This is a genomic window from Ruegeria sp. YS9, from assembly GCF_024628725.1.
Classification (GTDB): domain Bacteria; phylum Pseudomonadota; class Alphaproteobacteria; order Rhodobacterales; family Rhodobacteraceae; genus Ruegeria; species Ruegeria atlantica_C.
Window position 1 is genome coordinate 1,412,192 of sequence record NZ_CP102409.1, and the last position, 22,913, is coordinate 1,435,104.

At 57.8% G+C, this 22,913-nt stretch carries 25 protein-coding genes and 1 other RNA gene; 17 read left to right on the plus strand and 9 right to left on the minus strand.

The genetic code is table 11. From position 1 onward, the window contains the following. Nucleotides 1-69: 69 nt before the first annotated feature. The 9 genes from chrA to NOR97_RS07195 form a co-directional block, all read right to left on the minus strand. Nucleotides 70-1,323 carry a chromate efflux transporter gene (chrA, locus tag NOR97_RS07155; protein ID WP_257600688.1) on the minus strand — a complete coding sequence of 418 codons (1,254 nt, stop codon included), beginning with the start codon at nucleotides 1,321-1,323 and terminating at the stop codon, nucleotides 70-72. Then, complete coding sequence (locus NOR97_RS07160) at nucleotides 1,320-2,135, minus strand: sulfurtransferase/chromate resistance protein (protein WP_257600689.1); 816 nt, start codon at nucleotides 2,133-2,135, stop codon at nucleotides 1,320-1,322. Before NOR97_RS07160 ends, chrA begins: the two co-directional genes overlap by 4 nt. 125 nt (nucleotides 2,136-2,260) lie before the next feature. After that, entirely contained in the window at nucleotides 2,261-2,692 is a 432-nt protein-coding gene (locus tag NOR97_RS07165; protein ID WP_170344384.1) for an ester cyclase, read from the minus strand. 101 nt (nucleotides 2,693-2,793) lie between these two features. After that, nucleotides 2,794-3,166, minus strand: a transfer-messenger RNA (tmRNA) gene (ssrA, locus tag NOR97_RS07170). A 36-nt stretch (nucleotides 3,167-3,202) separates the two neighbouring features. Next, a complete protein-coding gene (locus NOR97_RS07175) occupies nucleotides 3,203-3,565 on the minus strand; it encodes a DUF4345 domain-containing protein (protein ID WP_257600690.1) in 363 nt (120 codons plus the stop codon). Nucleotides 3,566-3,580: 15 nt separating this feature from the next. Beyond that, nucleotides 3,581-4,231: a TenA family protein gene (locus tag NOR97_RS07180; RefSeq protein ID WP_257600691.1), complete on the minus strand. Its 651-nt coding sequence runs from the start codon at nucleotides 4,229-4,231 to the stop codon at nucleotides 3,581-3,583. A gap of 58 nt (nucleotides 4,232-4,289) precedes the next feature. Beyond that, the gene (locus NOR97_RS07185; RefSeq protein WP_170344381.1) at nucleotides 4,290-4,943 is read right to left on the minus strand and encodes a hypothetical protein; all 654 of its coding nucleotides are present in this window, start codon (nucleotides 4,941-4,943) and stop codon (nucleotides 4,290-4,292) included. A 13-nt stretch (nucleotides 4,944-4,956) separates the two neighbouring features. Next, nucleotides 4,957-6,357, minus strand: a complete 1,401-nt coding sequence (locus tag NOR97_RS07190) for a selenium-binding family protein (RefSeq protein WP_257600692.1) — start codon at nucleotides 6,355-6,357, stop codon at nucleotides 4,957-4,959. Between the two features lie 117 nt (nucleotides 6,358-6,474). Next, nucleotides 6,475-7,206 (minus strand): FadR/GntR family transcriptional regulator, encoded by a 732-nt coding sequence (locus NOR97_RS07195; RefSeq protein WP_171231673.1) that lies wholly within the window; start codon nucleotides 7,204-7,206, stop codon nucleotides 6,475-6,477. Nucleotides 7,207-7,321: 115 nt separating this feature from the next. On the opposite strand from NOR97_RS07195, the gene NOR97_RS07200 reads away from it, so the two are divergent. The 17 genes from NOR97_RS07200 to lpxB all read left to right on the plus strand — a co-directional run bounded on the left by NOR97_RS07200 (nucleotide 7,322) and on the right by lpxB (nucleotide 22,881). Beyond that, nucleotides 7,322-8,086 carry a DUF2182 domain-containing protein gene (locus NOR97_RS07200; protein WP_257600842.1) on the plus strand — a complete coding sequence of 255 codons (765 nt, stop codon included), beginning with the start codon at nucleotides 7,322-7,324 and terminating at the stop codon, nucleotides 8,084-8,086. Between the two features lie 4 nt (nucleotides 8,087-8,090). After that, complete coding sequence (locus tag NOR97_RS07205) at nucleotides 8,091-8,795, plus strand: DUF1326 domain-containing protein (protein ID WP_152457918.1); 705 nt, start codon at nucleotides 8,091-8,093, stop codon at nucleotides 8,793-8,795. Further along, the gene (locus tag NOR97_RS07210; RefSeq protein WP_306979746.1) at nucleotides 8,792-9,322 is read left to right on the plus strand and encodes a DinB family protein; all 531 of its coding nucleotides are present in this window, start codon (nucleotides 8,792-8,794) and stop codon (nucleotides 9,320-9,322) included. The genes NOR97_RS07205 and NOR97_RS07210 overlap by 4 nt, the downstream gene beginning before the upstream one ends. Beyond that, nucleotides 9,323-10,426 carry a dimethylsulfoniopropionate demethylase gene (locus NOR97_RS07215; RefSeq protein ID WP_257600693.1) on the plus strand — a complete coding sequence of 368 codons (1,104 nt, stop codon included), beginning with the start codon at nucleotides 9,323-9,325 and terminating at the stop codon, nucleotides 10,424-10,426. An 89-nt stretch (nucleotides 10,427-10,515) separates the two neighbouring features. Next, entirely contained in the window at nucleotides 10,516-11,511 is a 996-nt protein-coding gene (acuI, locus tag NOR97_RS07220) for an acryloyl-CoA reductase (RefSeq protein ID WP_170344375.1), read from the plus strand. Between the two features lie 183 nt (nucleotides 11,512-11,694). Beyond that, on the plus strand, nucleotides 11,695-12,258 hold the full coding sequence (gene frr / locus NOR97_RS07225) for a ribosome recycling factor (protein WP_170344373.1): 564 nt from the start codon (nucleotides 11,695-11,697) through the stop codon (nucleotides 12,256-12,258). Nucleotides 12,259-12,267: 9 nt separating this feature from the next. Then, nucleotides 12,268-12,999, plus strand: coding sequence for an isoprenyl transferase (locus NOR97_RS07230; protein WP_170344372.1), 732 nt, complete (start codon nucleotides 12,268-12,270; stop codon nucleotides 12,997-12,999). Beyond that, the gene (locus tag NOR97_RS07235; protein WP_257600694.1) at nucleotides 12,996-13,778 is read left to right on the plus strand and encodes a phosphatidate cytidylyltransferase; all 783 of its coding nucleotides are present in this window, start codon (nucleotides 12,996-12,998) and stop codon (nucleotides 13,776-13,778) included. The genes NOR97_RS07230 and NOR97_RS07235 overlap by 4 nt, the downstream gene beginning before the upstream one ends. Further along, nucleotides 13,778-14,950 carry a 1-deoxy-D-xylulose-5-phosphate reductoisomerase gene (dxr, locus tag NOR97_RS07240; RefSeq protein ID WP_257600695.1) on the plus strand — a complete coding sequence of 391 codons (1,173 nt, stop codon included), beginning with the start codon at nucleotides 13,778-13,780 and terminating at the stop codon, nucleotides 14,948-14,950. Before NOR97_RS07235 ends, dxr begins: the two co-directional genes overlap by 1 nt. Nucleotides 14,951-14,954: 4 nt before the next feature. Further along, nucleotides 14,955-16,307 carry an RIP metalloprotease RseP gene (gene rseP / locus NOR97_RS07245; protein WP_257600696.1) on the plus strand — a complete coding sequence of 451 codons (1,353 nt, stop codon included), beginning with the start codon at nucleotides 14,955-14,957 and terminating at the stop codon, nucleotides 16,305-16,307. 78 nt (nucleotides 16,308-16,385) lie between these two features. Continuing rightward, nucleotides 16,386-16,514 (plus strand): hypothetical protein, encoded by a 129-nt coding sequence (locus tag NOR97_RS07250; protein ID WP_256367495.1) that lies wholly within the window; start codon nucleotides 16,386-16,388, stop codon nucleotides 16,512-16,514. A 235-nt stretch (nucleotides 16,515-16,749) separates the two neighbouring features. After that, nucleotides 16,750-19,002: an outer membrane protein assembly factor BamA gene (gene bamA / locus NOR97_RS07255; protein ID WP_374041609.1), complete on the plus strand. Its 2,253-nt coding sequence runs from the start codon at nucleotides 16,750-16,752 to the stop codon at nucleotides 19,000-19,002. Nucleotides 19,003-19,071: 69 nt separating this feature from the next. Then, nucleotides 19,072-19,587: an OmpH family outer membrane protein gene (locus NOR97_RS07260; RefSeq protein WP_257600843.1), complete on the plus strand. Its 516-nt coding sequence runs from the start codon at nucleotides 19,072-19,074 to the stop codon at nucleotides 19,585-19,587. 73 nt (nucleotides 19,588-19,660) lie between these two features. Beyond that, entirely contained in the window at nucleotides 19,661-20,134 is a 474-nt protein-coding gene (gene fabZ / locus NOR97_RS07265) for a 3-hydroxyacyl-ACP dehydratase FabZ (protein WP_117869011.1), read from the plus strand. After that, nucleotides 20,131-20,916, plus strand: a complete 786-nt coding sequence (lpxA, locus tag NOR97_RS07270) for an acyl-ACP--UDP-N-acetylglucosamine O-acyltransferase (RefSeq protein WP_257600698.1) — start codon at nucleotides 20,131-20,133, stop codon at nucleotides 20,914-20,916. The genes fabZ and lpxA overlap by 4 nt, the downstream gene beginning before the upstream one ends. A gap of 4 nt (nucleotides 20,917-20,920) precedes the next feature. Continuing rightward, the gene (locus NOR97_RS07275) at nucleotides 20,921-21,715 is read left to right on the plus strand and encodes an LpxI family protein (RefSeq protein WP_257600699.1); all 795 of its coding nucleotides are present in this window, start codon (nucleotides 20,921-20,923) and stop codon (nucleotides 21,713-21,715) included. Next, nucleotides 21,715-22,881: a lipid-A-disaccharide synthase gene (gene lpxB / locus NOR97_RS07280; protein ID WP_257600700.1), complete on the plus strand. Its 1,167-nt coding sequence runs from the start codon at nucleotides 21,715-21,717 to the stop codon at nucleotides 22,879-22,881. The genes NOR97_RS07275 and lpxB overlap by 1 nt, the downstream gene beginning before the upstream one ends. Nucleotides 22,882-22,913: the final 32 nt, after the last annotated feature.

The following is a 22,913-nucleotide window of genomic DNA, read 5'->3' on the forward strand; positions in this document are numbered from 1 at the left end:
CCTCAAAAGTGGTTATGCTCAGCATAGGGGTTTTGTTCGGAAACGAAAGGGCGGGTACGACCGGATTGATCAGATATTGTGTGCAGCCAGGCCGGCAATCGACATCAGGGCAAGCACGGTTCCCATCCCTAATTTCAGTCGAAAAATCAAGGCCCCAGCAAGGATAGTTAGACCGAATGCGGTAAAATTCAACGCGGAAATCTGCGGCGTGGGGATTGCCAGAGGACCCCATGATTTTTCAGACACCGATTCGAAAAGAACATTCAGGGCGAACCACACGGAAAGGTTGAGAATCACTCCGACGACGGCCGCGGTGATTCCATGCAGGGCCGCAGACAGGCGGGGACGCGCGGCCAGACGGTCGAGATATGGGGCCGCAAGAAAAATCCAAAGAAAGCACGGAACGAACGTCGCCCACAATGCAACCGCGCCGGCGGCAAGCGCCAAGGTGTACCCGCCGGTCAGTTGCCCGGTCAGCATGGCGACAAACTGAGTGACAAGTATGAGCGGCCCCGGAGTCGTTTCCGCCAGACCCAGCCCATCAATCATCTGATCCGTGCTGATCCAGTGGTACTGGTCGACAACGGTTTGGGTCATATAGGCCAATACGGCATATGCGCCGCCAAAGGTCACGACTGCAAGTCGGGCAAAAAACCAGCCCAGCTCGCTCAGCAGTTGATGGCCTGTGACGCTCAGAGCGACAAGCGGGCCCAACCAAAGTGGCAACCAGACAGCAATCGTTCGCAGAGACCGCGCCAGTTGTGGTGTTCCTTCTCGTTTCGGCGTTTCAACGGATCCTTTGAAGGTCACATAGCCCCAGAAAGCGGCAGCGAAAATGATCGCCGGAAACGGGAGGTTCAGCAGAAAAATGGACAGGAAAGACAGAATTGCGATTGTCCGATGCTCTCGATCGTTCAATGCCTTGCGCGAAAGGTTGCGAAGCGCCTGCAAAACGATCACGATGACGGTTGCCTTGATGCCCGTGAAGGCCGACTGCACCAAGGGAATATCGCCAAACGCTGAATAGAGCGCGACCAGAACCGCAATCACCACCGCGCCGGGCAACACGAACAAGCTGCCGGCAATCAGCCCGCCGGCAACACCGCGCAGACGCCACCCCGCATAGGTTGCCAGCTGCATCGCCTCGGGACCCGGTAGCAACATGCACAAAGACAGGGCGCGCAGGTACGTCTGTTCATCCAGCCAGGGTCGACGCTCGACCAATTCCTGATGCATCAAGGAGATCTGAGCCGCAGGACCGCCGAAAGACAGCAGGCCGATCCTGCTGAAGACCTTGAAAATCTCGGCCAGTGTCGGTGTCATGACGTTCGCCCGGTGGGCCAGTCATGGCTTTCGTCAAACCCATCGCGCGCCCAGCGATACAGCGCGTCGTAAAGGGTTATCCCGGCCTCCAGGTTTTCATGGTCATCGCGATACTGTCTTGAAAGCCCGACCGAAACCGCCAACAATCCCGCCGCTTCGGGCGCAAGCATGTGCCGGTTCGTGTCCGCTGCCCGGATGACCGTCGCCAACCGGTCCAGTGCAGGAGAGTGAAGATCGAATTCATCCAACATGGTGTCAAACGTGCAATTGTCGCCCCGGTGGCTCCAGAACGTGTTCTCGATATCAAATGGTGACGCCCCGAAAGCAGTCGAAACGCTTTCGACTTCGCCGGGTGCCACAAACAGGAATTTGGCGTCGGGATCAACAAACCTGCGTATCAGCCAGGGACATGCGATTCTGTCGATCTTTGGTCGGTGGCGCGTGACCCACAGCGTATGGCCTCCAATCCGTTCAGGAATGCGGGCTGCGGGTACACGTGGCGCGTCGGTCAATTCGCGCCAGGCCTGCATTCCACCTTCCAGATATTCGGCTTGATGCCCTTCGCTGCGCAGCCAGGAGACAACGCCCTGGCTCAGCTTTTTGCCCTTTTGACAGATAATCACGGCCGAGCGGCCGGAGATCTTGCACAAAAGCCCCCGAAGATCTGTGACCGGGTGCCGGATTGACGCGGGGATCAGATAGGGATCTTCTTCAAAATCGTCATTCAGGCAGACGTCGAATAGAACGGGCGCATTCGGAGTGCCAATCAGACGCAGAAGTTGCTTGGGGGAAATAGAGTTGGGCGATGCCATGGCATGTTTCCTTGTAACCGCGGATACATGCGAAACTTGGGCTGTCGCCTCACGGGGCGTTCGCAATCTTGCCCCATGGCACTTGCTACCGCGCAAGGGTCATGGGGGTCAAGATTGCGTTGTATTCACGCCCAGTCCAGGCGCTGCCCTGTCATGCATACGGGCAGGGTGTCCGATGGAAACTGGCCCAGTTCTTCAAAAAACGAGATGAAGTCAAAATGGTTGTAGGCCTCGACCATCTTTTCGTCTTTGAACCGTGCCATGACCTGGCCCGTGACTTCCAGTGGCGCGCCATTGTCGGCCCGAAAAGTACGAACATGCAGAATGGCAGACACCCAGTCGCCGTTTTCGATGATCTTGGGCAACTCGACCTTGATGTCCCCCAGAATATGGCGGAACGCCATGACCAGATCCCGGAAATCGTCCGCACCGACCTGCATTTCCGGAATCAGCCCCTCGGCCATCGTTTCGGGCGCGAAGAACTGATCAATCGCTTCGGTGTTTCCATTTTCCCAAACTTCGGAGTACCACTTTCTGAGTATCTCTGAATTCGTCATCCCAGTTCTCCTGTCCAAGTGCTGGCACGATGGCAAAAAGGAATGAATAAACTCTGAATCCGCCAAGGGACGGGTAAATAAATTCAGACATGTGGGGGATTAATGCAGGTTTCTGTTGCCAGGTACCTGCGAACCCCGCCTTACGCGGCTAGGCGCAAGGGCTTAAGTTTCGGTCTTGCTACTGCTTACGCAGCAACTGCAACCGGAGCACGATTGTCGTTTGCAATTGTACTGTTTTCGCCGGTAACGGTGGCAGACAGCCGGGACAAAGCTAACCCCTTTAGACGTTCGTCGATCCTATTTCGGCCCCCCGGTTCTGAAAGTGATCCCCAAACGAAGGATGCCCCCAGAAGGTGTATGGTGGAGCCGCCGGGTACCGCCCCCGGGTCCGATCCGCTTATTACGAGCGCGTTTATGTCCATAGTCCCGAAGGACATCTCTTATATAGGTGAGGTGATGGATGGATGCAAACTCAGAATGAAGTCTGCCGTATCCTATATTTCCAATCCGTTAGGAGGCTTTGTTGAAGTTTGCAGAGATAAGCCAAACCGCCAGAACCAGTTCGATTCCCCCAAAGATCAACGCCCTGGCCAAGGGGGGATTGTCCAGCGCGACCGATACAAATCGGCCCAGCGCTGCACCGGAATAGACAATGCCCAGCATGACATAGGCCATTGGGTTGTTCAGCCAGATAACGGCGATCCCGGTCACAACAAACAAACCACCGACCGAGGCGCGCATCTCGGACAACCCCATCGTGCTGTTGGTCGGGGCCAGATCCAGGGCCGACGCGGTGTGGGCCGGGGCTAGAAACCCGAACGCGCCGAACCCGATGGTCAGCAATGCTGCAATGACGTTCAGAGTTGCGACCATGGCGGCCTCCTGGGTTCAGGCCGCATAGGCGGCGTCAAAGAAATCACGTTCCAGCTCGATGGCGCGATGAAACAGTCGCGTGACCTCGGCCTGTTCAGCCGCATCCAGCGTCGGCCAGACGTTGTCCAACTGACTGCGCAGATATTCCACGACGCTTTCGAACCCTTCGCCCGCATGTAGCGTGATCCATTCCGCAAACCAGAACGGCAAGCCGTCTTTGGGCGGGTTTTCCGGGCTGGCCCAGCCTAGGTAAACCCATTCCGCCACGACGAGAACCGCCAGCATGTTCTGATAACGGCCAGAGGCTGCGGCTTCGGCCATCAAATCCTGAAACGCGCGTGTGGCGGGCGCGGGCTCGGTGCTGGGCTCAGTGCCCAAAGCGTCCATAGCGCGCAGGAAATAGGTGTTCTCGGGGCCTGTGATCACCGCCAGAAACTGCGCGGCCGGGACGCTGTCTGCAAGGGTCGGCGCATGCGCGATGGCGCTGGCCAAAAGACGCACGAAGCCGTCGACGAACTGATAATCCTGTTGCAGGTACCAGCGCATTTTATCCTCGGGCAGGGTGCCGTCAGACAGTTCGCGGGTGAAGGCCTGGGTTGTGGCGGCCGTCCAGTCGTCGATTTTACCCTGACGCAGCACATCGGTTGGGCGGGTTTGGTCCTGCATTCGGAAGCTCCGTTTTGTCTTGATGCAGACAAAGCGCGTTTCAAAACAAAGTACAAGGTCAGCCGAGTGCGGACCAAAGACCCAGACCACCGACCAGAATGAGGCTCAGGGCCCAGATGAGCTCCAGGTTGAACCAGCTGCGCGACAGGAATTGCAGGCCAAGCCAACGATAGACCGCAAAGGCCAACAGCCCGCCACCCAGAACCATGGCGGCCGTATGCAGCGCGGCGACGCCCAGAACCAAAAGGGTGTTCGTCGTCATGATCTGGGAAATCGCTTGATGTCCCGCGTCCAGTTCATCCACGGCACAAAGGCCCAGATAAATTGGAACCAGCATCAGGGCGGCCCCGTGGGCAAGCGCCACCAGAAAAGACCAAAGCGCAAGCCTGCTTGGCGGGATCCGCGAAAGAAAGCGGGGATGACGGCGGGTTATCGCGATGTACAGGCCCATGCCAATGACGACCAGGGCCGCGCCGATACGGATTTCATTTTGATAATCGACCAGTACGGCCATCAGGGCAAAAGGTAGAAGTACGCCCAGCATGGCCACGAAATGCCCACCAGCCAAAGCCGCGAGTGCGCTCCACAGGGCGGATTGGCGTTGTTCCATCAGAGCCGAAGACACCGCCAGCGGCCAGCCCATGCCGGGGTTCAGGCCGTGATAGGCGCCGCTCAGAACAACGGCCAGCCACAGGCCAGCCGTTGATGACATCAGAACGTCCAATTCAGACCGACGGATAGCAGAAGCTGTCGGTTGAACAGTCTCCGCCCTCCAACCGGATCTGGTGGCTGCGATAGCCCTTGGGGAACTCCACCCAGAACTTCGGATCCAGCGTCAGCCCGCCATTCTCGCCGACATCAGCCTTGACCATGGCCGCACCGCCTTCCTCGGGGTAGAACTGGTCGTCCCACGTGGAATAGAGCGAATTGGTCCAGTAGACGCGTTTGCCGTCGCGGCTGATTTCGACCATCTGTGGACCATATCCAAACGTCTGGCCGTTGGGGTGTTTGGTCTTTTTTACAATCCCTCCAATTTCGACCTTGCCGGCAAGGGTGGGGTTCATCGGGTCGGATACATCGTATTGATGCATCTCGCCGGTACCCCAGCAGGCGACGTAGAGGTACTTGTCGTCCAGGCTCAGGTCGATATCGGTAACCAGCGGCGGAACGGCAGAGAAGCCCTTCAGAAGCTCAGGAAGATCATCGGGATCAGCGGGTTGCGGATCGATTGTTATGGTCTTCTTGGCTTCGAACGTGCCGTCTTCATTGCGCCACCAGGTGAAGATTGCACCTTGCAGGTTCGTTGTATCGACGACAACGCCGCAGAACCCGTATTGCTTTACGGGATCATGAGCGGGACGGATTTCCAAGGCCATCTGATGGTTTTCACCCAGATCGATGGTTTGAATATTCGTCCGGTTTCGAAGGTTCCAGAAATGGATGCGGTGGCCGTATTTATTGGACAACAGGTCTTCGGCCACCAGCCCGTTTTCGAATTGCGGTGGCAGGCCCCATTCGGAACTGACCATGTAGTCACGCGGCAGGTTCCACCAGAAATCATAATGCTTGTCCTGTACGCCGCGCTCGATCTCATAGCGCCCGATGATGTCGAAGGTTTCGCAATCCATGATGAAAATGCCCGGAGGGCCATCTGTGCCGTCGGGGCCACCACCGCCAAGGGTGCTGACATAGATCCCCTCGGGCCCGCAATGGATCGTGTGCGGACGGGAATACCCTGTCTTTGCAAAGACTTCTTCGGGTTCGATGATCTTGTGAATCTTGGCTTCGAGCGGGTTTTTGACATCGATGACATAAATCCGGCTGGACCGGATGCCCGGAATGATCAGATAGCGCCGCTCCAGAAACGCGTGACCGCTGAGCGGCGACAGGGCCGAAGAACAGGCGTTCCAACCGAAATGGTGAAACTCGTCGCCCTTTTCGGGCATGATCACCTGATGCACGATCTTTCCGAAATCGTCCGAGCTTGGATCGACATTCACAACCGCCAGTCCGTCGGGTTGTGAAAAGTCAGGGCTGAGCATCAGCGTGAATGCAAGTGTCTCAGCGGGGCCCTCCATCGCCAGTTTTGCGGATGGATAAAAACTTGGGTCCGGTCTTTGGTTCATAACGTCCTCCCGTAAGTCATTGAACTTCAATTCATATTGAAAGTTCCGATCTTGGCGCCGGATGACAATCTGCCTGCTCGTGTGCCCCTTGTTCTGATCTTGTTTCGAATGCGGCTCTCAGGTCGGTTTACGTTTGCTTTCGACCACGTCGTGGGCCAGCCGTCGTGTGTAATGTTCCAGATCAATAAGTGCGGTGTCTACGGTGTCCGCGTCTTTTGCCTCTAGCGCGTCCACTATTCTGCTGTGCAGTCCGATGATCTCTTCGCGGGATCGCGCCGTGAAGGTGATCATATTCATCAAGGGCTGCATCGCTTCCACGGCGCCCGCCAGCTGATAAGACAGGACCGGGTTTCCAGCCCCATCCACCAGCGCGCGATGGAAAGTCACGTCCGAGGCGCAAAAGGCTTCGTCCGTCAGGCCCGGTTGGGACTGGCGGAATATTTCCGCCCGCATGGTCGCCAGGTGATCTGCCGTGCGCCGCTGCGCGGACAAGGGCGCACAGGCCCTTTCCAGGGCATATCGCGCCTCGCATGCGGTATCGAAGCTGACCGCATTCATCGACAGCAGCAATGTCGAAGTCGTGACTTGCTGAGAATAGGCATCCTCAAAGCTCAGGCGATTGACAAACGCCCCGCCGGAAGCGCCGCGTTGGGTGCGGATCAGCGACTGCGCTGCCAGTCGTTTCAGCGCCTCGCGCACTGTGGGGCGAGAGACCTGGAACTGATCCGACAGTTCGGCTTCGGAGGGCAGGCGCGCGTCCACGATCAGCTCACCCGAAACGATCGCATCCCGAATGGCCTGGGCGATCTGGGCAGACAGGTCTGCGGTTTTTCGGGGCGCGGTTTTCATCTTCAGACGACCTTGGGCAAATTTTTATTTGTCTGACATTTAAAAGTCTGACATTTGAAAAGCAAGGGAGTTGAGTCGGGAGGCCGAAGTGAGTCGTACGTGGCTGCGCAGCGGAATGTGGCTGGGCTTTTTTGTTCTGATCCTGTGGGCGTGGTGGGTCATGTTCTCGATGAGCCGGGACATGGACCTCGATCTGATCGGCCGTCCGGGGCCGATGGGGCAGGCGATGGCCGCGATGGATCCGCGCATGGATATGTACATGCCCATGGCCGAGTTCGGCCCGCTGTTTTCAATGTGGGCGATCATGATGGCGGCCATGATGCTGCCGACCCTGATCCCGACCCTGCGCAGTTACGATGACCTGATCCGCAGTGCAAATGGCAGCCGCGCCGGCTGGCTGGGGGTTCTGGCCGGGTACTCCGTCGTCTGGGTCGGGTTTGCGGCTCTGATCGCAGGAATTCAGCTGGTTCTGCTGTTTGGCGGCGTTGTCGATATGCTGGGAATTGCCAAATCCGGCTGGGTCGCGGGCGGTCTGATGATTGCCGTGGGCGCCTTTCAGTTTTCCCGCGTCAAAGAGGTTTGCCACGGTGTCTGCCATGCCCCGATGACCTATTTCCTGGGGCATTGGAGAACCGGTTTTGCAGGTGGCGTGCGCATGGGCCTGGGTCTTGGTGCCTTTTGCGTCGGCTGTTGCTGGGGCTTCATGGCACTTGGCTTTGTCGGCGGTGTCATGAGCCTGTTGTGGATGGGGCTCGCGACCCTGTTCATGGTTTTGGAGAAACTTCCTCAGATCGGGCACGCCGTGACCCGTCCGATGGGGTTTGTGCTGATTGCGGGCGGTCTTATCCTGCTCGTGTATCCAATTAGCTACGGAGGATAAACCAATGGCTAAAAACAGAAAACCAGACGCCGATCGGCTGCCCGTCAGTCAGCGCATCGACAGCCGCATGCCCAATCCCAAGCGGCGAGAGATGAGCCCGACGGAATGGGCCATCAAGGGCGAGCTGATCCTGAACTGTTCATGTGACGTGTTCTGCCCCTGCGTGGTGTCACTGGGCGCGCATCCTCCGACGGAAGGTCATTGTCATGCGTGGATGGGTATCATCGTTGATGAGGGCCACTATGAAGGCGAGGATCTGTCGGGCCTGAATGTCGGGTTGCTGGTCGATATTCCGGGCCGGATGGGTGAAGGCCAGTGGAAAGTCGCCGCTTATGTCGACGAGCGCGCAAGCGGCAAGGCTTATAACGGTTTGTTGCAAATCTTCAGCGGTCAGGCGGGCGGCACCACCGGTCTGTTTACCATGCTGGTCAGCGAGATCATTGGGGCGGAACGAGCTCCGGTCCAGATTGAGCGTGACGGAAACAAACGTCGGATCGCGATTGGTCGCAAGATCCAGGGCGAGATCGAGATGCTTGCGGGCAAGGATCCGGAGCATCCGGTGATGGTTTCAAACTCCAAATACTGGATGGGACCTGACATCATCGTGGCGCGTGGCACCAAATCGAAGGTGCGCGACTATGGCCGGGTCTGGGACTTTGGCGGCAAGTCCGCTGAAATCTGCCCCATCGACTGGCACGGGCCCAAATGATGATCACGGGTGGGTATGCGCAGGAAATGGCGCGGTACAATCACTGGCAGAACAAGCAGTTGGCAGAGTTTTTGCAATCTCTGACACCGAAGGAACTGACACTTGAACGCGGGGCGTTCTTTGGCTCGATCATGGGCACGGTAAACCACTTGTTGTGGGGCGACTGGATGTGGATGTCGCGTTTCGAAAAGCGCGACGGGCCCGACGGCACTATTCACAATGCCGGCGGGGGTATCCATGAAAGTGTATACCTGTGCCCGGACCTGCAAAGCTGGTTGGCGTTACGCGAAAAGATCGACGCGCGTATCCTGAACTGGGCCGAAGGGTTGGGGGATGATCCGCTGACCGGCTCGTTCACGTGGTATTCCGCCGCGAAAGAGGCTGATGTCACAATGTCTTACGCGTTGTGCGTGATCCATTTCTTCAATCACCAGACCCACCACAGGGGACAAGTGCATAAAATGCTGACCGAGACGGGCTCGGAAGCGCCTGTGAGTGATATCGTCTTTATGCCTCAGGAGGTATGAATGCCACAGATTTCCGCGTCACGCCGCTTGCGGCGCACTCCGTTCTCTGAAGGGGTCGAAGCTGCCGGGGTCAAGGGCTATACGGTCTACAACCGTATGTTGTTGCCGACGGTTTTTGAAAGCGTTGAAGCCGATTACCGGCACCTGAAGAACCATGTGCAGGTCTGGGATGTGTCGTGCGAGCGGCAGGTTGAATTGCGTGGCCCTGATGCTGCGCGCCTGATGCAGATGCTGACCCCGCGTGATCTGCGCGGTATGCTTCCGGGGCAGTGTTTCTATGTGCCTATCGTTGATGAGACAGGCGGCATGTTGAACGACCCGGTCGCGGTGAAGCTGTCTGAAGACCGCTGGTGGATCTCGATTGCAGACAGCGATCTGTTGCTGTGGGTCAAGGGTATCGCCGTTGGCTACCGTCTGGATGTGCTGGTGGACGAACCGGACGTGTCGCCGCTTGCCGTTCAGGGCCCGAAGGCGGACGAGCTGATGGCCCGTGTCTTCGGGGACCGCGTGCGCGACATCCGGTTTTTCAAATTTGATATGTTCGAGTTCGAGGGGCGCGATCTGGCCGTCGCGCGATCCGGTTATTCGAAACAGGGTGGTTTCGAGATATACGTGGAAGGTGGCGATATCGGCATGCCTTTGTGGAACGCCCTGTTTGCCGCCGGCGAAGACCTGCACGTGCGCGCGGGTTGCCCGAACCTGATCGAACGCATTGAGGGCGGTCTGTTGTCCTATGGGAACGACATGACCGATGACAACACCCCGCATGAATGCGGTCTGGGAAAGTTCTGCAACACGCACACCGCGATCGGCTGCATCGGTCGGGACGCTCTGTTGCGTGTCGCCAAGGAAGGGCCGGTGCAGCAAATCCGACCTATCGCCATTGATGGTGATCCGGTGCCGGGTTGCGATCGTCCCTGGGGTATGTTTGCGGACGGAAAGCGTGTGGGGCAGGTGACTTCGGCGGCCTGGTCTCCGGATTTTGAAACCAATGTGGCGATCGGTATGGTGCGCCTGAGCCATTGGGATGCCGGGACGGAACTGGAAGTGGAAACACCGGCCGGGATGCGCCGCGCGACCGTGCAATCGCATTTCTGGATCTAGCAGAGCCAAGGACGCTGCCGCGTCGACCTCGGGATATTTTGAACCAGCTGCCGACATGGGCTGGTCACTGAACACGAAAGGAATGACAGATGTTCAATGCACTTGTGATGGACAAGGATGAAGAGAGCGGAATTGCCACCGGCTCGATCAAACAATTGTCGGTGGATGACCTACCACATGGTGATGTCACGGTTGCGGTCGAATATTCCACGGTGAACTACAAGGACGGCCTGTGCCTGTCTCCGAAAGGGGGCGGGCTGGTGCGAGCCTATCCACATGTCCCCGGCATTGATTACGCCGGCACGGTCGAAGCCTCATCGGATGACCGCTACAAACCCGGTGACAAGGTTGTTCTGACCGGATGGCGCGTGGGCGAGGCTCACTGGGGCGGCTATTCGCAAAAAGCCAACGCGCGGGCCGATTGGCTGGTGCCGCTGCCCGATGGGCTGACAACGCGTCAGGCAATGGCCGTGGGCACTGCCGGGTTCACTGCGATGCTGGCGGTCATGGCGCTGGAGGATCATGGGCTGACCCCGGATCGTGGACCGGTATTGGTGACCGGGGCCGCGGGCGGTGTCGGGTCGGTGGCCACGGCCATTCTTGGCAATTTGGGCTATGAGGTCGCTGCGGTCACCGGACGGCCCGAAACCGGGGACTATCTGAAATCACTTGGTGCGACGACCATTGTGCCGCGCGACGACCTTAACGAGACCACAAAACGCCCCCTTGAAAGCGAAACCTGGGCGGGCTGCGTTGATGCTGTGGGCGGTGCCATGCTGGCGCGTGTTCTGGGCCAGATGAAATACGGATGCTCCGTTGCCGCGGTTGGTTTGGCAGGGGGCGCTGCTTTGCCTGCGACAGTGATTCCGTTCCTGCTGCGCGGTGTGAACCTTTTGGGTATCGACAGCGTGATGCAGCCCTATGACAACAGGGTGCGCGCGTGGAAACGGATCGCCACGGATCTGCCGATGGACAAGCTTGAAGCGATGGTTCAACCGGCCGGTCTGTCCGATCTGCCGCAATTGGGCGCCGACATTCTGAAGGGCCAGGTCAAGGGGCGTGTCGTGGTGGACGTGAACGCCTGAGGCTGACCCATGAACTCGACCTGGCCGGAGGAACTCGGCCAGGTTCCGGAAAAACGATGTTTGTCCGAATTGGTCGCAACACCTCTGGCCATTGATACAATTCCCGATCATGATTGCTATACATCCCAATTGCGATGGCGTAAGACCCATCCAAAGAGTACCTGAAGACGGGGAGTGAGCAGAATGTCTGACGACTTCGAACTGGACACCGATGATCTGCAGCGCCGCATGGATGGCGCAATGGCCAATCTGAAAACCGAATTTGCATCATTGCGAACAGGGCGTGCTTCGGCCTCGATGCTGGAACCTGTCATGGTTGACGCTTACGGCTCGATGACACCGATCAACCAGGTGGGCACCGTGAACGTGCCCGAACCGCGTATGGTTACTGTAAACGTCTGGGACAAGTCACTGGTCGGTAAGGTCGAAAAGGCCATCCGCGAAAGCGGCCTTGGTATCAATCCGCAATTGAACGGCACCATCATAATGCTGCCGATACCCGAATTGAACGAAGAACGCCGCCGCGAATTGAGCAAGGTCGCGGGTCAGTACGCGGAAAGCGCGCGCATTGCGATCCGCAACGTGCGTCGCGATGGCATGGATCAGATCAAGAAGGCCAAAGCGGACGGCATGTCGGAAGATGACCAGAAGCTTTGGGAAAGTGAAGTTCAGGACATGACGGATGAGATGATCAAGGCCGTGGATACTGCGCTTGAAACCAAGCAAGCCGAAATCATGCAGGTCTGAGCCGGACTGATGCCAAAAGACCCGCAAACCGAGCTGGAGTCCGGCCCGCGCCATGTGGCCATCATCATGGATGGCAATGGTCGTTGGGCGCAGGCGCGCGGCCGTCCCCGGCTGTTCGGCCACCATGCCGGGGCGCGGCGCGTGCGCGAGGTTGTCGAGGCCTGCCCGGGATTGGGAATCAAGTACCTGACGGTGTTCGCGTTTTCGACTGAAAACTGGAAGCGGACCCAGGTCGAGGTGGCTGGTCTGATGAACCTGTTCCGCCGCTATATCATCAAGGAAACCCGGACACTTGCGGATAATGGCATCCGGGTTCGGTTCATCGGAGACCGGGTCCGGCTGGATTCCAAGTTGATCGAGTTGATGGACTCGCTGGAAGAAGAAACCAAAAACAACGATCTGGTTCATTTGACCGTCGCGCTGAATTACGGTGGGCGCGACGAGGTCGCGCGCGCCACCAAGCGTCTGGCGCGGGATGTGGCAGAAGGGCGGCTGAAACCCGAAGAGGTGGATGAAGAAACCCTTCCCAAGTATCTGGATACGCGTGTTCTTCCTGATCCCGACCTTGTGATTCGAACCAGCGGTGAAGCGCGGATTTCAAATTTTCTTCTGTGGCAGTCGGCTTACTCGGAATACGAATTCATCGATACGCTCTGGCCGGACTTCACTGCTGATGAACTGGCCCGTCTGTGCCAGAATTACGGCTCAAGAGATCGGCGGTTCGGAGCGGTTCTGGCATGAGAGACGGCCGATGGTCTGACCTGACAACACGGGTTCTTTCTGCTGCTGTTCTGGTCGTGATCGGATCAATCGAGGTCTGGCTTGGCGGGTGGTGGTTCGAAACCTTCATCGCCGCAGCCTGTGGTCTGATGACGTGGGAATTGGTTCGGATGATTGACCCGCAGGCCCGCGGCGTGGCCGTGCAATTGGGAATTCTGACAAGCGTCACCGTGGTTCTCAGCTATCATCTGCCGCCGATTTATACTTTGCCGGTCGTACTCGCGCCAGCGCTTGTGGGTGTGGGGCAGATCAGTCGCTCGAAGGTTCTGTTCGGGCTGTTTGTGGTCTGGATCGTCGGGGCCGGGCTGGGTTTCATTTCTATCCGGGAAAGCTTCGGTTTTGGCTGGATGGTTTGGCTGATCGCGGTCGTGGTCGCCACGGATGTCGCGGGCTATTTCGTGGGCAAGGCGGTTGGCGGCCCGAAGTTCTGGCCCAAAGTCAGCCCGAAGAAGACGTGGTCGGGAACCGCCGGCGGGTGGGCCGCCGCGGCATGTGTCGGCGCGGTTTTTGCAAGCATGGCCGGCTTTGGATTCGCTTTTGTCGTTGTTTCCGTTTTTGCCTCAATGGCAAGCCAGGCCGGTGATATTGTTGAAAGCGCAGTCAAACGTAAGTTCGGCGTCAAAGACAGTTCGAACCTGATACCGGGTCATGGCGGCTTTCTGGATCGGTTTGATGGCATGATGGGCGCCGCGCTGTTTGTTCTGATCGCAGGGCTGATCTATTCGCCGGGTGAAATGTAATGCGAAAGGTATCTGTTTTCGGGGCCACCGGGTCGATCGGGCAGAATACGATTGATCTGATTTCGCGCGCACCGTCCGAGTATGACGTCGTGGCTTTGACCGGTGGCGCCAATATTCAAAAACTTGCGGATGATGCGCGTCGGTTGGGTGCTGATATTGCCGTCACCGCTCATGAAGACCGGCTTGATGACCTGCGTTCCGCTTTGGCCGGCAGTGGCGTCGAGTCGGCTGCGGGCCCCGGCGCCATCGTCGAGGCTGCGGCACGTCCGGCGGATTGGACTATGTCGGCCATTGTCGGCTCGGCCGGGTTGGCACCGGGAATCGAAGCGTTGAAACAGGGAACGACCCTGGCACTGGCCAACAAAGAGACATTGGTCTGCGCCGGGTCATTGGTTCTGGAAACGGCCAAACAGCATGGTGCGCGATTGCTGCCGGTCGACAGCGAACATTCGGCGGTGTTTCAGGCTCTGGTCGGTGAAGACGTTGAAACAGTCGAGCGTGTGATCATCACCGCCAGTGGCGGGGCGTTCCGTGATTGGCCCCTGAGTGAACTGGTAAACGCGACTGTGGAACAGGCCTCCAGCCATCCGAATTGGGATATGGGGCAGCGTATCACCATCGACAGCGCCTCCATGTTCAACAAAGCGTTGGAAGTCATAGAAACAAAAGAATATTTCGGTGTCGAACCGGATCAGATCGAAGTGCTGGTGCATCCGGAATCCATAGTACACGCCCTTGTCGGGTATCGTGATGGTGCGATGATGGCCCATTTGGGGGCACCCGATATGCGCCACGCAATCGGTTACGCGCTGCATTGGCCCGAAAGACGGGACTTGCCGATACAGCGGCTTGACTTGGCCCAGCTGGGGCAATTGCGTTTCAATGAACCGGATTTGGCGCGGTATCCGGCCCTGAAGCTCGCGCGGGACGTGATGGAGCGTGGCGGCCTGGCAGGCGCTGTTTTCAATGCCGCCAAGGAACGCGCGCTGGATCATTTTATCGCACGCCGGATCGGGTTTCTGGATATGGCTGATGCCGTCGCCGCGGTCCTGGACAGGTTTGACGCGTCAGACAGCCTTATTGATGCCCCGATGACCCTTGATAACGTACAGCAAACCGACCATCTGGCACGTCAGTGGGTCGATGACACTGTGGTGGAACGAGCAGGATAGAATTTTGGACGTACTTTCGCTAATCCCCCAATTTGGCAATCTTCTCTGGACGATTGTCGCGTTTGTCATCGCGTTGTCGGTCATCGTCGCGGTGCACGAATACGGACATTACATTGTGGGGCGCTGGTCCGGTATCCATGCCGAGGTCTTCTCGATCGGGTTTGGCCCGGTTCTGTGGAGCCGTATCGACAAGCGGGGAACCAGATGGCAGATCGCGTTGCTGCCGTTTGGGGGCTATGTAAAGTTCCTGGGCGATGCCAATGCCGCATCCGGCAAGGATGAAGAGGCGATGGAAGGCATCGCAACCCAAAGCCCGGAAGAGCTGCGCCGCACCATGCACGGCGCCCCTTTGTGGGCGCGTGCCGCCACGGTCGCGGCCGGGCCTGTCTTCAATTTTGCAATGTCCATTCTGGTTTTCGGTCTGATCTTCTGGTCACAGGGCGTATCGAAAGAGCCGCTGACAGTCGGATCGTTGAAACCCTTGCCCGGCACCGTGCAGGAACTGAGAGAAGGTGATGTGATCACGGCCATCGCCGGTATTCCGACACCTGATTACGATGAAGAGGGGGCCTGGCAGGACTTTATCGAGGCGCTGCCTGTGGAACCGGTTCTGGACTACACGGTTATCCGGGACGGTGAAACCCTGGATGTTCAAGCACCATGGATGTTTCCACCCCTGATCCGCCAAGTGGCCCCACGCAGCGCGGCGATGGATATTCAACTGAAACAAGGCGATGTCATCACGGCGGTGAACGGGGAACCGATCTTTGCCTTCGAGCAGCTGAAGGATTTTGTCGAAGGGTCCGACGGCCGGGTTCTGCTTTTGGACGTCTGGCGGGATGGATCCGAGCTGGAATTCGCATTGGCCCCCCGACGCACGGATGAACCTCAGCCGGAAGGCGGTTTCGTCACCCATTGGCGGATTGGGATCATTGGGGGCATGATGTTGGAGCCGGCAACTGAACCGGCTGGTATTCTGGATTCACTGACCGGCGGTGTCAGGCAGACGGGTCGCATTATCGAAGGGTCGCTGTCGGGCATGTGGCACATGGTGACGGGTGCAATCAGCACCTGCAACATCTCGGGACCGATCGGAATCGCCGAAACCTCGGGGGCAATGGCCAGCCAGGGGGCGCAGAACTTCATTTTCTTCATCGCGGTTCTGTCGACGGCGGTCGGATTGCTGAACCTGTTTCCGATCCCGGCATTGGATGGCGGGCATCTCGTGTTCTACGCCTATGAAGCCATTGCAGGGAAACCACCCAGTGACGGGGCCTTGCGGGTGCTCATGGGGCTAGGGATCACGATAATCCTCACCCTCATGCTGTTTTCAGTAAGCAACGATCTGTTCTGCTGATTGTGGCGCTCGGTGCAAAATTGAGCCGCATTATCGCCTTATTTGAGCGCTATTCTCTTTGCGTCTGAGGGAAAAGCCATGACCAAAACGCTGAAAAAATCGTATCAGAGCTTTAGCTTCCTGTTCGTGTTGAATTGGGATGTTCTGCTGAGCTTTGCGGTTACGGCTTTGGCTATGGCAGGTGCCGCCTATCTGGCGGCCATGTGATTCTTGCTGAAATCAACGTCGACAAATTGACTGGCAGTCTGCGCGGTTGCTTCGATTTCGCCTTTTGACAAGCTCATTCAATCCCGCTACTCAGCATTAAAGTCTTAAATTCTGGGTAGAGCATAAAATGACTGACAGGCGAGGGGCGGGCACATCCTGCGGGCAGCAAATGCCAACAAACAATATTTTGTGGCAGGCGCTAGCGGTTCTTTTCCTTTTTGTTGCTGCAAGCTTAATGACTTTTCCGCATGCAGCACAGGCGCAAAACTTTACGATCAATTCCTTTGACGTTGAGGGCAATCGCCGGATCGAAACCGGTACGATCATCGCCCGAACGGGAATCGAACCTGGCCAGACCGTAACTGCGGGCCAACTCAATGATGCCTATCAGCGTTTGCTTGACAGTGGTGTATTTGAAACAGTCGAACTGACGCCGCGCGGCTCGACGCTGGTCATCACGGTTCAGGAATATCCGACGATCAACCAGATCAGCATCGAGGGCAACGCCCGTGTCAAGGACGACGTTCTGCTGGACGTCATCGAATCTCAGCCGCGCCGCGTCTTTACCCCTCAGGTGGCCGAGTCTGACGCCGATATGATTGCTGAAGTGTACTCAGCCCAAGGCCGTGTTGCCGCGACCGTGATCCCTCGGATTATCCGCCGCAGCGACAACCGGGTTGATCTGGTTTTTGAAGTGGCCGAAGGCACGACCATCGAGGTGGAACGTGTCAGCTTTGTCGGCAACCGTGCCTTTTCCGACCGACGCTTGCGCCGCGTTCTGGAAACCAAGCAGGCAACGTTTCTGCGGACGTTCTTCCGGAACGACACGTTCATCGGCGATCGTATCGAGTTCGACAAGCAGGTCATCCGGGACTTCTACCTGTCACGAGGCTATGTCGACTTCCGCGTGAACAGCGCCAACGTCGAATTTACCCGTGAACGGGATGCGTTTTTCCTGGTGATGAATGTAACCGAAGGCCAGAAATTCTCGTTCGGTAAGATCACGACCGTCAGTGAGATTCCGGGCGTGGATCCGGCCCCTTATCAGGACGCGTTGAAGATCAAGCCCGGCGTAACCTATACACCGTCTCTGGTTGAAAACTCCATTACACGCCAGGAACGTCTGGGTCTGAAACAAGGCGTGGATTTCCTTCGGGTGGAACCACGTGTCACACGCAATGACCGCGATCTGACTTTGGATATCGAATTTGTCCTGACAAAAGGTCCTCGGATTTTTGTCGAGCGGATCGATATTGAAGGCAACACAACCACCCTGGACCGGGTGATCCGCCGTCAGTTCGACACCGTCGAAGGAGACCCGTTCAATCCCCGCGAAATCCGTCAGGCCGCCGAGCGCATCAATGCCCTGGGTTTCTTCGCTGTCGCGGAAGTCGAACCGCGCGAAGGATCTTCGCCCAGCCAAGTCATTCTGGATGTGGACGTTGAAGAACAACCTACCGGCTCGCTGAGCCTTGGCGGCAGCTACTCGGTTACGGACGGTTTCGGGATTGCGGTCGGTCTGAACGAATCCAACTTCCTGGGTCGTGGCCAGAACCTCGGTGTGTCGATCTCGACCGCGCAGGACTCGGAACAATACACGCTCAGCTTCACCGAGCCTTACCTGCTGGGCCGCAAGCTGCGCTTTGACATTGGTCTGGGGCTGTCGGCCACCAATTCCGGGTTTGCAAGTTACGACACAAGCAGTCTTTTCTTTGCACCACAGCTGACCTATGCGATTGGTGAATTGTCGGCGTTGCGGCTCCGTTATCGCTGGGACCGCAGCGAGATGACGCAGCAGGACAACGAAGTTAACGGTGCGGTGATTGCTTCTGAAATCGCGCAGGGCAAACGGACGTCCAGCTCTTTGGGACTGTCGTACATTTATGACAGCCGTCTCGGCGGTCTGGACCCCAATACCGGCTTTCTGTTCGAGATTGGCGTTGATGCCGCCGGACTTGGTGGGGACAACAAATACTTCAAGACCACGGCGCGTGGTATCGCGCAAACCCGAGTATGGAACGAAGAGGTGGTGCTTCGGGCAACGATGGAGCTGGGCGCTCTGCACTGGCGCGGAAACGATTTCAGCCGCACTGTGGACCGGTTCGTGCTGGGGCCCAATACCTTCCGGGGTTTCGAACCAGCGGGTATCGGACCGCGTGACCTGTCCAACGGTCAGGATGACGCAATCGGGGGCAACTATTACTGGGTTGCCCGGTTCGAAACCGATTTCCCGCTAGGACTGCCCGAGGAATTGGGGCTGCGTGGTGGCCTGTTCTATGATGTCGGCAACCTCTACAACATCGACAACGTCAATACGGCAGGTTCAACTATTGTAGGTGCAAACGGATCGATCCGCCACGTGATCGGCATTTCGGTGCTGTGGGAAACTCCGTTCGGGCCGTTGCAGTTCAACTTTTCGCAGCCTCTCAAGAAAGAATCTTTCGACAAGGAGCAGAACTTTGACTTTACGATCCAGGCCCGGTTCTGATCCGCGATGCTGAACAGATTGCTTGGCAGAACACGGGGCCCGCTTTGGGCCCTGTGTGCGTTTTTGACGATGGTCCTGGCGCCTTTGGCAGATGCTCAGCAGCTTGGTGTGCCTCAAGCCAGTGTGGTCACCCTGTCCAGTGAAGAGCTGTTTGCCAAGTCTGCCTTCGGACAGCGCGTTTTGCGCGAAATCGAAAAGGAAAGCGCGTTACTGGCCGAAGAAAACCAACGGATTGTCGCGGAATTGAGCCGCGAAGAAAAGGAACTCACCGAGCAGCGCGCCATCATGACGGCCGACGAGTTCCGCCCCCTGGCCGAGGCGTTTGATCTCAAGGTTCAGTCCCATCGCGAGGGGCAAAGGGCAAAGCTGGACGTTCTGGCCCGTCGCAGCGAAGAAGCCCAGCAGACCTTTTCCGAGATCGTGCGCCCCGTACTTGTCGATCTGTTGCGCGAAATTGGGGCCAGCGTGATGATCGAGCGATCCAATGTCGTCGTCAGCACTTCCGACATCACCGAAGCCGCGATCCTCCAAATAAACGCCGCGATTGGTGATGGAAGCGATTTGCAAGAGGGGCAGGGCGAATAGGTTCGCTTGCCCTTGCAGTGCTGTATTGCTAACCACGCAAAAAAAGAAACATCCAAAACGGGATATCTGCACCATGAGCACAGAAACCAAAAGCGCAGACATTCAGCTGATCCAGAGGATTCTGCCGCACCGCTATCCGTTTTTGCTTGTCGACAAGGTGGTAGATATTTCGGGCTATCAGTCGGCGCGCGGAATCAAGAATGTCACCATGAATGAACCGCATTTTCAGGGGCATTTCCCCGGTACGCCGATCATGCCGGGCGTCACCATTGTCGAGGCAATGGCACAGACCGCCGGTGTGATGCTGGGTGTTGGAATGGACGTCATCGACACCGAGCTGTTGATTTACTTTATGAGCATCGACAAGTGCAAATTCCGTCGCAAGGTCGTGCCCGGTGATGTGCTGGAAATGCATGTGGAAACCGTGCGCGGGAAAAAAGGCGGCAAGCTGTTCAAGTTCAGCGGCCGTGCCACCGTCGAAGGTGACGTGGCCGCCGAGGCGGAATTCTCGGCCTATGTCGACTGGGATATGGAAAAAACAACATGAACGGAGTCCATCCCAGCGCAATTATCGAAGACGGTGCGCAGATTGGACAGGATTGCATCATCGGTCCCTTCTGCCATGTGGGCGCACAGGTGAAACTGGCCGATCGGGTCGAGTTGAAATCGCACGTGGTCGTGACGGGTGACACCTCGATCGGCGAAGATACCGTTGTGTTCAATTTCTCGGTGATTGGTGAGATCCCTCAGGATTTGAAGTTCAGTGGCGAAAACACCCGTCTTGAGATTGGCAAACGCAATCGCATTCGCGAGCATGTGACAATCAATACCGGAACCCAAGGTGGCGGTGGTGTCACGCGGATCGGTGACGACTGCCTGCTGATGGCGGGGGTTCACGTGGCCCATGATGTTCAGATCGGCAACCGTGTGATCATGGTCAACCATGCAGGCGCGGCGGGGCATTGCATCGTCGAAGATGACGTGATCGTCGGCGGCATTTCCGGGCTGCATCAATGGGTGCGCGTTGGACGCGGGGCCATTATTGGCGCGCTGACCATGGTACCCAAGGATGTTATTCCTTATGGCCTGGTACAGGCGTCGCGAGGTGAGCTGGATGGCTTGAACCTTGTCGGTCTCAAGCGCAAGGGTGTATCACGCGAAGATATCTCGGCGCTGCGCGCGGCCTTCAAGGAATTGTCCGACGGCGAAGGCACCTTTATGGATCGCGCCAGTCGGATCGGTGAAGGCAACGAAAGCGACTATGTGCAGCAGATCGTGGATTTCGTCACCGGCCATAGTGACCGATCATTCCTGACCCCGAGGAAATAGGGTCATGCTTGCGTTGATTGCGGGAACTGGGGCGCTGCCGACCGAAGTTGTTGCGCAGTTGGCAGAACGTCCCCTGATCTGCGCGATGGAGGGGTTTCTGCCGGACACCCTGAGCGCAGATGTCGTGTTTCCTTTGGAACAGTTGGGCAGTTTCATCGCTGACCTGAAGACGCGGGGCGTGACTGAAATCTGCCTTGCCGGCGCTGTTCGGCGCCCGCCAATCGACCCCTCGCGCATCGACGCCGCGACGCTGCCGTTGGTTCCGATCATCCAAAAAGCCATCCTGTCCGGGGATGACGGAGCTTTGCGCGCCGTGATCGGAATTCTCGAGGGGGCCGGTCTACACTTGCGGGCCGCGCATGAGATCGCGCCCGGTTTGTTGCCGCCTGTGGGATGTCTGACCGAGGCCCAGCCCTCGGATGCCGATATGGCCGACGCTGACCGCGCCGCCGGGATTCTTCGGGCAATGGGGGCGGCTGATACCGGGCAGGCCTGTGCCGTGTCCAAAGGGCAGGCGCTGGCTATCGAGGGGGTGTTCGGTACCGCGTGGATGCTGCACTCCCTGACGCAACGCCCCGACGCAGGCGGCGGCATTCTGTTCAAAGGTCCCAAACCCGATCAGGATCGGCGCGCCGATTTGCCCGCTATCGGGCCGGAAACCGTCACCGATACGGTTGCGGCAGGTTTGTCCGGGATCGTATTGGAAAAAGGCGGTGTGCTGGTTCTGGAAAAAGATCGTGTCATCGCTGAATGCAATCGCCTGGGTCTGTTCCTTTATATCCTCGAGCGGGCGGTCTGATGCGTGTCTTTCTGGTCGCCGGTGAACCTTCGGGTGACCGGTTGGGCGGTGCGCTGATGGAGGGGTTGAAAACCCTGGTGCCTGATGTTGAATTCGACGGGGTCGGTGGCCCGTTGATGCAAGCGCAGGGTCTGCGCAGCCGGTTTCCCATGTCCGAGCTTTCGGTCATGGGGCTTGTTGAAGTTCTGCCGAAGTTTTTCCACCTGAAACGACGTATTTCCGAGACAGCACAGGCGGTGCTAGACACGAAACCGGATGTATTGATTACGATAGACAGCCCTGATTTCAGCTTGCGCGTCGCCAAGATCGTCAAAGCCAACAGCAAAATCCGAACCGTGCATTATGTCGCGCCCAGTGTCTGGGCCTGGCGCCCCGGGCGTGCAGACAAGATGGCAAAGGTCATCGATCATGTGCTGGCGCTTCTTCCTTTTGAACCTCCGTACATGGAGCGGGCAGGGATGGACTGCGACTTTGTCGGTCATCCTGTGGCCAGCGAGCCGATTGCCACACCAGACGAGATCGCGGCCTTTCGGAACCGCTTCGATCTGGCTGACGCCCCAATCCTGCTGGCTTTGCCCGGGTCACGGCGGGGTGAGATCGAACGCCTTGCAGAGTCTTTCGGCGGCGCGTTGCGGTTGTTCGTCGATGCCCACCCGAATTACCGCGTGGTGATCCCGACCGTTGGTGCGACAACCGATCTGGTAAATGAGGTGGTGCGAAAATGGCCCGGCACCCCCGTGGTGCTGGACCCTCGCAATGCAGGCGCAGAGCAAGCCACAGCCGACAAACGTGCAGCCTTTGGCGCCGCAGATCTTGCCCTGGCGGCCTCGGGGACGGTTTCGCTGGAACTTGCGGCGCAGAATACGCCGATGGTGATTGCGTACAAACTCAACTGGCTGACGCAGAAGGTGGCAGAACGGATGGTCAAACTGGACACCGTTACTCTGGTCAATCTGGTCTCGGACACGCGCGCCGTGCCGGAATGCCTGCTGGATGATTGTCAGCCTGAAAAGATCGCCGAAGCCTTGCGAAAGGTAGCCGACGCACCCGACGCGCAACAGCACGCCATGAACCTGACAATGGACAGGTTGGGGCGAGGGGGCGAAGCACCCGGCTTGCGCGCGGCGCGGGCGGTTTTGAACAGAATGCAGCCACGCAATGCTTGATCACGCGCTGTTTGGAGTCTCTGCGGGGATCG